Raw genomic sequence first — 12,709 nt, forward strand, 5'->3', positions numbered from 1 at the left:
GCAGTGCCCTTTGTGGTGTCAGCACTTCACAAGCGGGGTAATCGGGTTATACTGGCGATTTTCAGCCCCCCGAAGATAACCAAATTAGGCAACGACATGCAGGAATACATCGATTTTCTAAGCCGCCATCCAATGCTGAGTGCAGCCTGGGTTGGTTTGCTGGGCGCCTGGGTGTTTACCATGGCCAAATCCAGCTTCTCTAAGGTGAAAAACGTCGCCGCTCAGGAAGCGGTACGTATGATCAACAAAGAGGATGCTGTGGTGGTAGACGTGCGCGGTGAAGATGAGTTCCGCAAGGGCCACATCGCCAACGCCATCCATCTGCCACTGGCAGAAATTAAAAATAATCAGCTCTCAACCCTTGAAAAGCACAAGGACGCACCCATTATAGTTGTGTGTAACGCTGGCGTTAGCTCCGTTCAGGCGGCGCAAATGTTGGTATCCGCGGGCTTTGGACAGGTTTTCAGCCTGCAGGGCGGCATGACCGATTGGAAGTCTGCCAACTTGCTGGTAGTGCGCAAAAAGCGCTAAACCCAGGATTCAGGTCGCGCGATCACTATTAATTACGGCGAATGGACCCTGTCACAGGCATGCACGGCGCGACCGCCAGGAGTGCAGCCGACCATGACGGGACGCCCAGAACGATTACAACAATTTTAGGATTAGACACATGGCAGAAGCAGCTAACAACGCAGCGACCAACGAGCAAGCGGCACCTCAGTTCCAGATTCAGCGCGTTTACACCAAAGACATCTCTTTCGAGACTCCAAACTCGCCAGCCATCTTCCAGAAAGAGTGGAAGCCTGAAGTTAAGCTGGACCTGGACACCCGCAGCAACAAGCTGGCCGATGACGTTTACGAAGTGGTTCTGAACATCACCGTAACCACCAAGGTTGAAGACGAAGTGGCCTTCCTGTGTGAAGTGCAGCAAGCGGGTATCTTCTCCATCGCCAACCTGCCTGAGCCACAGCTGGCCCACGCTCTGGGTGCCGGCTGCCCGAACATCCTGTTCCCATACGCTCGTGAAGCCGTAGCCAGCCAGGTTAACCGTGGTACTTTCCCTCCACTGAACCTGGCCCCAGTGAACTTTGATGCCCTGTTTGCTCAGTACATGCAGAAGCGTCAACAGGAAGCTGCTGGCGAACAAGCCGAAGCGTAAGCGGGAGCTGTCAGTTGACTGAACCAGCCGCAGTAACGGTATTGGGGGCGGGGTCGTACGGCACCGCCCTCGCTATTTCCCTGGCGCGTAATGGTCATCGCACCATCATTTGGGGACATTTGCCGGATCATATGGCCCAGCTGCAGGCGGATCGTCGCAACGAGGAGTTTCTCCCCGGCGTCGATTTTCCTGATGAGCTGATTGTCGAAGCCGACCTGAAAAAGGCCCTGGCTGCCAGCCGCAATGTGCTGGTGGTGGTGCCGAGTCACGTCTTTGGTGTGGTGCTTAAGCAAGCCCAGCCATTGTTGCGTGATGATGCCCGGGTCGTGTGGGCAACCAAAGGGTTGGAGCCGGAAAGCGGCCGCCTGCTGCAGGATGTGGCCCGGGAGATTCTCGGCGACGGCATTCCGCTGGCGGTGATGTCTGGCCCCACCTTTGCTAAAGAGATGGCGGCGGGCCTGCCCACGGCCATCTCTCTGGCGTCCACCGACGACGAGTTCGCCGAGGACATGGCCAGCCTGATGCACTGCGGCACCTGGTTGCGGGTGTACCGTAACTCCGATTTCATCGGCATGCAGCTGGGCGGGGCGGTGAAAAACGTCATCGCCATCGGCGCCGGCATGTCCGACGGCATCGGCTTCGGTGCCAATGCCCGTACCGCCCTGATCACTCGGGGCCTGGTGGAACTGTGTCGTCTGGGCTGTGCCCTGGGCGCCGAGAAAGACACCTTTATGGGCATGGCCGGCCTGGGGGATCTGGTGCTGACCTGCACCGACAACCAGTCCCGGAACCGCCGTTTTGGTCTGGCCCTGGGCCAGGGTAAAGACGTCGATACCGCCATGGCCGAAATTGGCCAGGTGGTGGAAGGCTATCGCAACACCAAAGAGGTGTTCATGCTGGCTCAGCGGGTGGGTGTAGAGATGCCCATTACCGAGCAGCTGTACCAGGTGTTGTACCAGGATAAGCCGGTGCGTGAGGTGGCGAAACAATTGCTGTCTCGGGACCCCAAGTCCGAGTAAAATAGCCCCCGCTATGACCAGAATAAAGGGATGCCAGGCGCATCCCTTTTTGTTTTTTGACTGAGTGAAACGAGATGAGTGTACAGACAGACGTACTGGTGATTGGTGCCGGCGCCGCCGGCCTGATGTGTGCCGCCACCGCCGCTGCCCGCGGTCGCCGGGTGATGGTGATCGACCACGCCAAGCAGGCAGGCAAGAAGATCCTCATCAGTGGCGGTGGGCGGTGTAACTTCACCAACCTGTACCTGGAGCCCGCCAACTATCTGTGCGGCAACCGTCATTTCGTCAAGTCGGCACTGGCCCAGTACACTCAGTGGGATTTTATCGATATGGTGATGCGCCACGGCATCGCCTATCACGAACGGGATCACGGCCAGCTGTTCTGCGACGACAGCGCCAAGGAGATCGTCAAGATGCTGCTGGCGGAGTGCGACAACGGCGGCGTGCAGCTGCGGCTGCGCACCGAGGTGGAGTCGGTCAGCAAGCTTGATCAGGGCTTTGCGGTTGCCACCAGCATCGGCCGCATCCAGTGCCAGTCGCTGGTGGTGGCCACCGGCGGCCTGTCGATGCCCAAATTGGGAGCCAGTGCCTACGGCTACCGACTGGCGGAGCAGTTTGGCCTGACGGTACTGCCAACCCGGGCCGGACTGGTGCCCTTCACCCTGCAACCTCAGGACAAGCAGCACTTTGAACCGCTGTCGGGCATCAGCCTGACCACCACGGTGGCGGCCCAGCGCGGGCCGGCATTTACCGAACAGCTGCTGATCACCCACCGCGGTGTGTCTGGCCCGTCGGTGCTGCAGGCCTCCAACTATCGCCAGCCGGGGGAAGCGGTCAGCGTCGATCTGCTGCCGTCAGTGGACGTGGCCGAGGCACTGGCCCAGGCCCGCCAGGCTCACCCGAAGCGACACCTGCAAACCTGGTTGTCGGAGCACTTTCCCGCCCGGCTGGCGGAGACTCTGATCGCCTACCATGGCTGGCAAAACCTGCCCCTGGGACAGCTCAACAAGGCGACGCTGGAGGCGATTCCGGCGCAACTGAATCGCTGGCAGCTTAAGCCGGGGGGAGACGAAGGCTACCGCACTGCCGAGGTCACCCTGGGCGGGGTGGATACCGACCAGCTCAGCTCCAAGACCATGGAGTGCAAGACGGTGCCCGGGCTGTTCTTTGTCGGCGAGGTGATGGACGTCACCGGCTGGCTCGGCGGCTTTAACTTCCAGTGGGCCTGGAGCTCCGGTTACGTGGCGGGGCAGAACGTCTGAGCGCTTGAAAAGAAGGGCCGCAGCCTCTGTAACGCAGTGTCGGCTTGCTCCTGGGGTAGACTGGAAGCTTGTGCGCTAGGGAGCGGTTTTGTTTTTTCCCTGTAGGTTGAGAAGGCTCCCTTGCAGCCGTTTTCTTTGCGGCATCAAACAGCGTGGTAGTTGCTTCTCTCTGGCTTCATGATATTGAAAAATATATATATTATCCCTTTGTCACGTTCGGGCTAACTCAGTTTACGAGGCGTGGTCCAGTTATTCCGCTCAAATTTTCTCTGACTCCTAGTTCCTGACCGTGGGCACAGTCTCATCCTTGAAACTGATAAAACCGCAGTATAGCTTATGGCTAGAAGCACTTATCTGTGTTGGATGTCTGATTAATTGCCATTTGTGTTAAGAATCGGTAGTCCTGTGAGGGGGTTGGGGCCAAATGAAACATTTGCCGTTAGGCATACCAATCTGATTCGCCAACAATCCGGATTGAGCTATAGAAGAACCCATTATCTTCAGGAAGGAAACCTATGCTATGTCGATTAAACTTAAGGTGCTTTGGGCGTTACTTCTTGTAGGTTTAATGAGTGGCTGTAACGACCAAACGAGTGACGCTGCTAGTCATTTTGATTATTGCGTGAGCAATTGGGGAGTCAATGATGACAAGGCTCTTTTGATGAAAAGCGCATTATCGAGCGAGGATGATATTGATAGCTATGTTGCACTGAAGCAAGGCTCAACTAGTCATTACACTTATTCATTAATTATGGTTGCTCATAATCAAAGTGAAAGTTTTGCTGTTGTTATGACTAACTCCATGAAGGAGCCTGTCAGGGTAAATATTGACTCATCATTAATGGGTGAACTATTGAATCAAGGTAGGTTACTCTCGGAGGGTACTACAACCGACTCTGCTATGGCTGAATCTGGCAACACATCCTGTTACGCTTTTCAAATAAAGAGTAATGATAAGGTTTCTGCTAAAAGCTACATAGGGGCATTAAGCAGTGATTCTGCAATAAATCTACTGTCTAGGCTGGACGCTCTGACTGTAGAGATTGAAAGTCAGAATGTTCAACAATTAGACTTAGAGGGGGTCTCACCCTTGACCTTGAAAGGCGGCAACAAAAAGAACCTCATATGGGAGTTGGACGGGATTAAGTAGGGTTAAATTGGCTGGACAGCAAAGGGACAGCAAAGCGATTAGGAGCAAAGTAGACACCCAATTAAAAATCGTTCACTGAGCATTTGTGGCCCCTCTTGGGCTGGCCGATGGGAGTGTTTTAAAAAGCTGAGATTGTGACCAACCTGATCGGTTTTGGCGCGTTCTGTAAGACAATCCACTGAATAACGGACAGCAGAGCGGCTCTTGGAGGGAAAGAGTTTTAAATTTAAGAGCTAAGAAGCGTACCGATTAAGCACCAAGCAAGCGTTTGGCGTTTCCAGAGCCACGAATTCGGTGCATACCATCGGTTTGCCGGCAGTGCTGCAGGCTGTGCAGTCGTCCTGCTAAGTGGCAGAACTGGTACTCAAAGCCCTCGGTGAGCTCCATCCAACTGTCTAAGTCGATATCGAGTCGTTGCAGTAGCGTGCCGCAGGTGGTTGGGATAGCCCCGGTTTTATCGCCTCTGATGGCGCGACCAGTAAACTCCATCAATTCCAGATAATCATTGAGATGACAGGGTAATGCATGCAAGCCCAAATTGTTGGCATCAAACGGTTTTAGCGGCTCTGGCTGTTTGCCTCGAAGGGCTGCGCGGATGCGCATTTGAATGCTGGTAAAGTCCGATTGCTCCGGGGTCTTGGCAATACCTGCCCGAATAGGGTTGAGGTCAACGTAAGCCATACACGCCAGCAGAGCCTGCTCATCGAGCAACGCCTGAGATTTGAAACGGCCCTCCCAGAACCGGCCGGTGCACTCGTCCTCTTTGTTGGCTTCGCGAGCAATGTATTCGTTCAGGGAACGCATAAACCAACTTAAATCGACCAGGCGAGAGCGGTAGAGCGCTGCTTTGCGTTCCACCTGGTGGCGCTCAACACTGGCTAGATTGTCACGCTGCTCGTCGTCACAATAACGGCGAGTAACTTCAGTCCCGGCAAACACTCGGTGCCAGCGGTTGAGTACCTCTAGGGTGCTCCAGTCGTTGGCCTGTTGGGCATCGATATGCAGTACCACATGGGTATGATTGCTCATCACCGCATAGGCACAGACTTCGATGGCAAACGCCTGACTTAATTCGAGTAACCGTTTTTCGACCCAGTCGCGGCGGTGTTCGTAACTGATGCCGGTGTAGGTATCGATGCCACAAAGGAAACTGCGGCGAACACAACGACTGACGCAGTGATAGAACGGGGTATCTTGCAATGATACCTGCTGGCTTCTGGCCGTGGGCATAGTCTCATCCTTGAAACTGATAAAACCGCAGTATAGCTTATGGCTAGAAGCACTTATCTGTGTTGGGTGTCTGATTAACTCCTCGGTGGTTTTGACCAAGGTCACACAAAGGCTATCTTGCACGGTATAAGAAATGAATTGGAAACAGGGTATAAGTCATGGTAAATAGCGTATATTCTTTAGAATTTGATGATGATTCTGGCGCAGTAGGTTTTGCAAAAAGTGAGGATGTAAGACGGTTCAGGCACGCTTTTCTTGGCACAGATACAGTTTCCAGTGAGTTTGATGATTTAGAACTTACTTGTGAGCATGACCGTATGCCTCATAATAGTAGTGACTTTAAGGATTTTTTTGTCGGCGGACTTCTGGTTGTCGAAGGTGGAAAGAAAAAATTAGAGGGTGTCTTAGGTGGGCTGGGGCAGTGGATTCCAATGAGATTGGGCAATGAAAGTGTGTTTTACTTCCACCCTACAAAGGCATTGGACATTGTCGATAAGGACAACTCTGATTTGCTTTACTATGACGGCTACCTGACCGGAGTGAATAAGTTTGCATTTAGAGAGCTTGACGATGATTTGCCACTAATATTCAAAATGTCTGGGTTTGAGAACTATGGGCTGGTTGTTTCATGTGAGTTTAAAAAATACGTTGAAGAAAGTGCTCTGACAGGGTTGAGCTTTAAGAAACTTTAGCGTTAACCTTTGCCAAAAGTGTTATGGTAAAGTTCTTTTAAAGTTGAGCTAACGCTATATATTGGCCAGCTTTCCCCGGAAGGCTGGCCAATCTTTTTTGGAGGCGTGGCTAGTTTTGTGCGGACGGGTGGTCGAGGTGGGGTGGAATATACAGGGTTAGTTCAGACTCCAGTTGCCCGTTCGATTTGAAAGGTGTCCAGCACCAGTAGAACCGTCCAGCCCTTTCCAGCAGGCTGGTCGGCGCTCGCCAGCGCCGCTACTAGTGGGTGCTGGCGATACTGGTCAGTTCTGCTAGCTTGGCTCGGCCGGTCGAGTTAGGGCGAATAGGCACCGGCTACCGGTTTACCACCTGCGATAACAGATAGCACTGCGGGTGGCCGCCGATTCGATCCAGGCACACGGTGTCCTGGTCGTACTGCAGAACCTCAAACTGCAGCTTGCCTCGACGCACTAGTGCTGGCACATCGACCATTGCTAACTCCGGCCTGGGTTGGCTGACAAAGCGACGATACAAATCCGCATCCATTTCCATTTTGACCTGGTTCAGTGCCACAGTCAGCTGGCCTGACTGGCGGGTCAATTCTCCGGCCAGGGTCATAACCCCGATGTCCTGATCGGTGTGGCTGGTACCGTCATTGTGCTTAATTCGATAACTGCGAATCTCCATAAACTGGTCGTCGGAAAATTTGACCCGGCTGTGGATACTCAGGCGGTAGCCGTCGAAGATGTGGTGACTGATGCGGCTGGAGAAGATGCCCCTAACCTCCGGGGTGTCCGACTCACAGCCCAGTAAGGTGCTGCAGGCCAACAGGCTTATCAACAAACGCGTCATCGATAGCCTCCCTCGGCAAAGCAGCGGCTAAGTATTGATTCGGCCAGTTCGGAAGGCGGCGACAGGGGCAGGCTGAACTGCCGTTGCCGAACCCAAGCCGGTTTATGATAGACGCAATCGAACAGCATAAAATCGTCGAAGGGAGTGAGCACCAGTGACAACGGCTCAGGGGTGTCCTGATAGCGCAGTTTTAGTGCCTCGGTGAGTGCCGGCAAGTCAGGGTAGGGGTTGGGTTGCACCAGTAGCTGAAGCTGGCCAAATTGTTGCCATCTAGGCTGGGTTCTGTGCTGAGGAGTAGTGCTCCACCAGCTGACCGCTGCCATCGCCAACGCCGGGGCAAGCAGTAACATCAGTGGCCACCAGCGTCGAGAGGGTGTTGTCACAGTTGGCTCGCCGGGTTGAGAGGCAAAAGCAGGCTGCACAGCCTGGTAACTGGCCAGGTAATAGCCCTGGCGGGGTACGGTAACAATCAGCTTGTGGTTTTGGCTGTAGGGAGACAACAGCGCCCGCACTGAAGACACCAGTTGATTAATGCTGCCTTGGGAAACCATACGATTGCCCCAGATTCGATCAAGAATCAGCGTCCGCGAGACCACCTCCCCTGGCTGTGACAACAGCAATTTCAGTAGCTGGATTTCGGCGTTGGTCATCGCAATGGGGTCGGCCTGAAGCTGATGGTTGGCTTTGACCGTCAGTTGCGGCACGGGCTGGGTTGCCAGTTCAAACCTATGACTGGGCGAGGTGAAAATCAGTGTGGGCGTGGTCATGATTCAGAACCTTACCTCAACGTGATGAATACCGGCTTCAGAGCGAACGTGGTAGTGCCAGCCAAACTGGCCCGCCAGTTGTTGCACCAACATCAGCCCCAGGCCAAAGCCTTGCTGGTTATTGGCGGCGATGCCGTTGGACAGCGTAATGCGATTGTCCTTTTGGCGTAGCTGAATCTCTCCGCTGCCGTGCTCCAGACTGTTTCTCAGCAGGTTGTTGAGAAGTATCTGTACCGGCGGCCTGATGGCCGTCAGCGTATAGGGTGAGGTGTGGCAACGCAGGGACACTCGAGGGCTGACAATGCGTTGGTGGCTGGCAACGGTGGTTTGCACCAGCTGATCCAGCCGAATGGGTTCGGCGGTCATATTGAGATGGTCGGTTCGGCCCAGCCAAAGCAGGGTGTCCACCACAGCCTGCATCTCTTCACTGGCGTCTTGGGCACGCTGTAGAGGCGGTGTCAGCTCGCCGTGTCGTCGTTGTTCGAGCTCGAGCGAGCTTTGCATGACGGCGATGGGTGAGCGCAGTTCGTGGCTGGCGTAGCGCAGAAACTGCGCCTCTTTTTGTTGCTGCTGTTTTAGCTGGGATACCGAGCTGAACAGGGCGTCGTAGACGGTTTGCAGTTCGCGGTATCTGAGCCGGGGTGGCTGGCCCAGATCCAAATCGTGCCAGTTCAGGTAACGCAGCTGGCGACTCATGGCGCGAATGGGTTTGAGCACTTGAGCACTTAAAAACCAGCCAATCAACAAGATGAGCACAAAGGTGGTCAGGTTCAACAGTAATTGAGTCCACAGCAGCCGGCCCGAGCCCAGGTTGGATCCAAGCAGTTGCGGGTCAAAATAGAGGTGGACGTACAGGTCTTTATCGCCGTCAACCGGGTATCGCATCAGGGCGCCAATTCTGGGATCTTCTGTGTCGTTCAGCAGCATGGTCAGGGTGTCGTCGGGCCGCTGGTTGCCGGTGATCAGTCGAACCGTCGGTGGCAGGCTGTGCCAGCCGCGGTAGACATGCAGATTTTCGGTGTTGAGCAGTTCGGCATCGGGATTGAGCCGCAGCGCCTGTTGACTGCGTTCGGCGGCATGTCGCATCAATGCTTCCTGTGCCGATAAACGCCCGTCGTTGACCAGGGTGTTGGTGATCCACAGGTTGGCGACCACCACCAGCAGCAGCAGCAGGGCGGCGGTGGCCATAAACGAAGTGCGCAGACTGAGGTTATTCATGATTTTCCGCCAGGCTGACGCCCTGGCCGCGATGGGTACAGATCAGCGCCGAGGCAAAGGGTTTGTCCACCACCTGACGCAGGCGGTACAGATGGCTGCGCAGGGAATCGCTGTCGGGAGCGCCATCGGGCCATAGGGCCCGCTCCAGCTCCTGCTTGGAGACCATGGCGGGGCTGCGGCGTGCCAGCAGTTCCAGTAACTGCCAGCCTGAACCGGTGAGGAGGAGTTGCCGGCCTTGGCGAGTTGCCTGATGTCGGGTCAGATCCAGCTCAAGATCCCCGATGCACAGCCGCACGCGTTCCGGTCTGCGTCGATGCAGAGCCTTAAGTCTGGCCACCAGTTCTGGCATGGCAAAAGGCTTAACCAGGTAGTCATCGGCACCGGCGGCGAATCCTTCCAATCGTTGCTCCACTTCGCCACGGGCGGTCAGCATCAGCACCGGCGCTTCCGCAAGGCGTTGCTGACACCAGTGAACGCCGTCACCATCGGGCAAATTGAGATCCAGCACAATCGCGTCGAATCCACTGGTGGCCAGCCGTTGTTCCGCCTGGGACAGGGACTCGGCGTAGTCACACTCAATCTCGTCCAGAGCCAGATACTCGATGATGTTGGCAGCCAGATTGCGATTGTCTTCGACTAGTAGCACTAACATGGCAGGCTCCTAAACCAGATCAAATTGATGGGCCAGATGAATCAGGTGAACCCGGTTGTTCGCTCCCAGTTTCTGCTTCAGAGCTTCAAGATGGTAGTCGACTCCCCGCTCGCTGAGATGAATCTGTTTGGCGATCGCCTTGGTCGGCAGACCCTGGGCAACCAATTCCAACACTCGCAAAGAGGTAGGGTTGAACGCGCCTAGCTGCCGAAATGGATTGAATTGCTGCTTGTTCTGTTCAAGCATGCTGAGCTGCAGCCGGGACAGATAGCGATCCAGCTCAGCGTTTTCAAGCACGGCGGTGGGGGCCGGCGTGCCGAACAGCAGTATGAAGGCGCCACACCAGCCGGGGCGACTGTAGCGTCGTACTGGCCAGTGCACGATGCTGGCCACATGATGCTGAGCAAACAGTCGGGCGGTTTTGCTGCCGGGCACCAATCGGAACAGAAACGGCGCGTGGAGCTGGAGGCAGCGCAAGAAGTTGGGGTCTTGGGCGGCCCCGGCTTTGAGGTATTGGGCTTGAAGTTCGTTCACCCAACCAGGATGGGCCACGCTGGCGTTACGGCTCAGCAGTTGGCTGCGTTTGAACAAGGTACCGGGGTCGGTGTTCAGCCAGTCGCGGGCGCCGCAAAAGGGGCGACCGGAAAAGCAGACGCCAATCACGCCGAGCGTGGCCAGAGTACGGCAGCACTCACTCAGCAACTGCTCGACATTGTTCGAGAAGTTGCTGCGCTGTGTCGTGTCCCACGGGGGGAGCAGCAAACTGGAGTGCAACATAATGAACGCCTTGAATGACCATCGGTAAGGCTATTGTGGCAACGGTTAAACGCTTGGGTAAAGCTCGGGGTGCTCAGTCTGACGACAGGGTGTCAGAAATGAAAAAATGATGGGGAACGGCGGGAATTGTCACGTTGCGGCGACATAGGTTGGGGTATCCCTTGCGAGTTGGGCGATGAAAACAGAGGCGCCGAAACGCCTCCGGGTTGGGCTTGAAGACCGAGAGTTACGGTTGCTGGATAAACTCCATGTCCAGGGTAATGGCAGGATCGGTGATGCCGTCCCAGTCGTTGCGGTGACAAGTCACGCAACTGTAGGGATCGGGGAAACGGTCGGCGGTATGGGACAGGCCATCGCCGTTGTCGGCCATGTCGCGGTGACCAATCACACTCTGGTGGCACCAGAAGCAACGGCCGTTCATTTCGTGGCCTTTGGGGGCGCCATTACTGCCATGGCATTCGGCGCACTCATAAGCCCGCACCCGCTCGAACCGTTCACCGGCGTCATTTTTAGCGTGGATGCCTTCTACGCTGTGGCACTGGCTGCAGTCGGCCACGCCCCAGCCGAAGTGGCTGTTGGTTAATGGCGCCAGGGCGTTGTTGATGTCTTTCAGGTCTTTAATGCCGTCTGGTATCGGGTTGGTTGGATCCATATAAAACTGATAGTGCTCCGGCTTGGCGGGCCACTTTTTCTTGCTGCGCGTCTCTCCTTGCTCGGGGTCCAACGTCACCCACAAGTCATACCAAAACAGGTGTATCTCCTCGGTGGCATGGCGCAGAACCCGGTTGTCGGGCATCACGTGGATCAGGTGACCGCCGAAGAAGGCACAGAACTCCGGTGATTGACCCGGGCCACTGCCACACTTGCTGCCGCCGCCGTTGAAGAAGTCGCTGCGGCTCATGGACTCTCCGGCGAACAGTGACCAGGCGGCCAGGGTGTCTTCGTGTTTGCCGGCAATCTGGGTAACGGCATAGGATTCCACCTCGGCCCAATGATCCCGATCGGGGCCGATGCGCAGGGTTGGCCAATACACCATCTGCAGTTTGCGCTCGTCGGGGGCAAAGGTGTTGTTGTACTCCGGCGTGGCAGCAATGGTGGCAAACACATCGGCCATGGTTACGGTACCGGGTTGCCACAAGTCGGGGCGCAGATCGAAGGGCTGAACCTCGACGTTGTCGAAGGTGTAGTCAGGCTGACCCAGATAGGGGGTGCCTCCCCCCTCTGGAAGCGCTCTCATTTTCAGATGGATGTAGACCTTGGGCACCACCACTTTACCGGTTTCTGCAAAGTCGGTACGGCTCATTTCGCTGTCTCTGACCTTGGTCAGTTCGCGACTGAAGTCGGGCGTGTGTAAAAACTGCAGGATGGTGCCGTTTTTTACCAGGAACTGGTCGATGCGGTCGTAGGTGTATTCCACTTCCAGGGCACCAGCTTGGTATTGTTCCAGCATCGATTCAATGGTGTAGGAGTTGTGGTTAAATTTGAACCACCAGTCGGGCTGGCCGTTGACGGTGAAGTTGACGGTGTCCTGAGCCGTGATGCCGCCGTCCCAATCCAGATCGATCATGCCTTCATCGGCCAGATAACGCAGAACGTCGAACGCACTGTGCTGACCTTCGGCAAAGATGTCCGGCCGGGTTGTGGGCAGTGTTATGCGGCTGAGATCCAACAGCCACGGCTGCTCGGAGCCAATTTGTACCCCGATCTTGCCATCCAGTTCGGTGTGTTTGGGTACGCCCACCAGTTCGATGTTTTTGTGGGGGCGCAGGATGGGGCTGGAGGACTCCGGGGGCTGCGGCACTTCGGGCGTGCTGGCCGAACCGTCGTTGTCGCTGCCACATCCGGTCAGTGCCAGCGGCAGGATGAGGGCCAGGGCCCGCCACAGCGGGGAGGGGAATGACATGGTTGTTATCCTTTGGGTTGTGAAGGACCGTTATGGTGCTTCTGTCAT

General features: G+C 55.7%; 13 protein-coding genes. 6 read left to right on the forward strand and 7 right to left on the reverse strand.

All coding sequences use genetic code 11. The annotated features are described in order from the left end of the window. Positions 1–96 precede the first annotated feature (96 nt). From H598_RS0100130 to H598_RS0100150, 5 genes are all read left to right on the forward strand, one after another. Entirely contained in the window at positions 97–531 is a 435-nt protein-coding gene (locus H598_RS0100130; protein ID WP_028111176.1) for a rhodanese-like domain-containing protein, read from the forward strand. Positions 532–670: 139 nt separating this feature from the next. Next, positions 671–1,159 carry a protein-export chaperone SecB gene (gene secB / locus H598_RS0100135; RefSeq protein ID WP_028111177.1) on the forward strand — a complete coding sequence of 163 codons (489 nt, stop codon included), beginning with the start codon at positions 671–673 and terminating at the stop codon, positions 1,157–1,159. 14 nt (positions 1,160–1,173) lie between these two features. Continuing rightward, complete coding sequence (gene gpsA, locus H598_RS0100140) at positions 1,174–2,178, forward strand: NAD(P)H-dependent glycerol-3-phosphate dehydrogenase (RefSeq protein ID WP_028111178.1); 1,005 nt, start codon at positions 1,174–1,176, stop codon at positions 2,176–2,178. A 74-nt stretch (positions 2,179–2,252) separates the two neighbouring features. Beyond that, the gene (locus tag H598_RS0100145; protein ID WP_028111179.1) at positions 2,253–3,440 is read left to right on the forward strand and encodes a BaiN/RdsA family NAD(P)/FAD-dependent oxidoreductase; all 1,188 of its coding nucleotides are present in this window, start codon (positions 2,253–2,255) and stop codon (positions 3,438–3,440) included. Between the two features lie 520 nt (positions 3,441–3,960). Next, on the forward strand, positions 3,961–4,590 hold the full coding sequence (locus H598_RS0100150; protein ID WP_028111180.1) for a hypothetical protein: 630 nt from the start codon (positions 3,961–3,963) through the stop codon (positions 4,588–4,590). A gap of 249 nt (positions 4,591–4,839) precedes the next feature. On the opposite strand, the gene H598_RS0100155 is transcribed toward H598_RS0100150, so the two are convergent. Next, positions 4,840–5,820, reverse strand: a complete 981-nt coding sequence (locus tag H598_RS0100155; RefSeq protein WP_028111181.1) for a transposase — start codon at positions 5,818–5,820, stop codon at positions 4,840–4,842. Positions 5,821–5,978: 158 nt separating this feature from the next. Here H598_RS0100155 and H598_RS0100160 point away from each other — a divergent pair, with 158 nt between their 5' ends. Further along, complete coding sequence (locus H598_RS0100160; RefSeq protein WP_028111182.1) at positions 5,979–6,512, forward strand: hypothetical protein; 534 nt, start codon at positions 5,979–5,981, stop codon at positions 6,510–6,512. A 334-nt stretch (positions 6,513–6,846) separates the two neighbouring features. Here the strand turns inward: H598_RS0100160 and H598_RS0100165 are convergent, their stop codons facing one another. From H598_RS0100165 to H598_RS0100195, 6 genes are all read right to left on the reverse strand, one after another. After that, the gene (locus tag H598_RS0100165) at positions 6,847–7,344 is read right to left on the reverse strand and encodes a hypothetical protein (RefSeq protein WP_028111183.1); all 498 of its coding nucleotides are present in this window, start codon (positions 7,342–7,344) and stop codon (positions 6,847–6,849) included. Continuing rightward, the gene (locus tag H598_RS25335) at positions 7,341–8,111 is read right to left on the reverse strand and encodes a winged helix-turn-helix domain-containing protein (RefSeq protein ID WP_028111184.1); all 771 of its coding nucleotides are present in this window, start codon (positions 8,109–8,111) and stop codon (positions 7,341–7,343) included. The genes H598_RS0100165 and H598_RS25335 overlap by 4 nt, the downstream gene beginning before the upstream one ends. Positions 8,112–8,114: 3 nt before the next feature. Next, positions 8,115–9,329, reverse strand: coding sequence for a sensor histidine kinase (locus tag H598_RS0100175; protein ID WP_028111185.1), 1,215 nt, complete (start codon positions 9,327–9,329; stop codon positions 8,115–8,117). Next, positions 9,322–9,981, reverse strand: coding sequence for a response regulator transcription factor (locus H598_RS0100180; protein ID WP_028111186.1), 660 nt, complete (start codon positions 9,979–9,981; stop codon positions 9,322–9,324). The genes H598_RS0100175 and H598_RS0100180 overlap by 8 nt, the downstream gene beginning before the upstream one ends. A 9-nt stretch (positions 9,982–9,990) precedes the next feature. Further along, entirely contained in the window at positions 9,991–10,758 is a 768-nt protein-coding gene (locus H598_RS0100185; protein ID WP_028111187.1) for a helix-turn-helix transcriptional regulator, read from the reverse strand. A gap of 226 nt (positions 10,759–10,984) precedes the next feature. After that, positions 10,985–12,661, reverse strand: a complete 1,677-nt coding sequence (locus tag H598_RS0100195) for a cytochrome c3 family protein (protein WP_028111188.1) — start codon at positions 12,659–12,661, stop codon at positions 10,985–10,987. Positions 12,662–12,709: the final 48 nt, after the last annotated feature.

Origin of the sequence: Ferrimonas kyonanensis DSM 18153, from assembly GCF_000425405.1 — a bacterium.
GTDB lineage: Bacteria > Pseudomonadota > Gammaproteobacteria > Enterobacterales > Shewanellaceae > Ferrimonas > Ferrimonas kyonanensis.

Bases quoted from the DNA above. Each gene is read 5' to 3' on its own strand.
- H598_RS0100155 (WP_028111181.1), bottom strand. From the start codon at position 5,820: ATGCCCACGGCCAGAAGCCAGCAGGTATCATTGCAAGATACCCCGTTC.
- H598_RS0100145 (WP_028111179.1), top strand. From the start codon at position 2,253: ATGAGTGTACAGACAGACGTACTGGTGATTGGTGCCGGCGCCGCCGGC.
- secB (WP_028111177.1), top strand. From the start codon at position 671: ATGGCAGAAGCAGCTAACAACGCAGCGACCAACGAGCAAGCGGCACCT.
- H598_RS0100165 (WP_028111183.1), bottom strand. From the start codon at position 7,344: ATGACGCGTTTGTTGATAAGCCTGTTGGCCTGCAGCACCTTACTGGGC.
- H598_RS0100185 (WP_028111187.1), bottom strand. From the start codon at position 10,758: ATGTTGCACTCCAGTTTGCTGCTCCCCCCGTGGGACACGACACAGCGC.
- H598_RS0100130 (WP_028111176.1), top strand. From the start codon at position 97: ATGCAGGAATACATCGATTTTCTAAGCCGCCATCCAATGCTGAGTGCA.
- H598_RS0100150 (WP_028111180.1), top strand. From the start codon at position 3,961: ATGTCGATTAAACTTAAGGTGCTTTGGGCGTTACTTCTTGTAGGTTTA.
- H598_RS0100180 (WP_028111186.1), bottom strand. From the start codon at position 9,981: ATGTTAGTGCTACTAGTCGAAGACAATCGCAATCTGGCTGCCAACATC.
- H598_RS0100175 (WP_028111185.1), bottom strand. From the start codon at position 9,329: ATGAATAACCTCAGTCTGCGCACTTCGTTTATGGCCACCGCCGCCCTG.
- H598_RS0100160 (WP_028111182.1), top strand. From the start codon at position 5,979: ATGGTAAATAGCGTATATTCTTTAGAATTTGATGATGATTCTGGCGCA.
- H598_RS0100195 (WP_028111188.1), bottom strand. From the start codon at position 12,661: ATGTCATTCCCCTCCCCGCTGTGGCGGGCCCTGGCCCTCATCCTGCCG.
- H598_RS25335 (WP_028111184.1), bottom strand. From the start codon at position 8,111: ATGACCACGCCCACACTGATTTTCACCTCGCCCAGTCATAGGTTTGAA.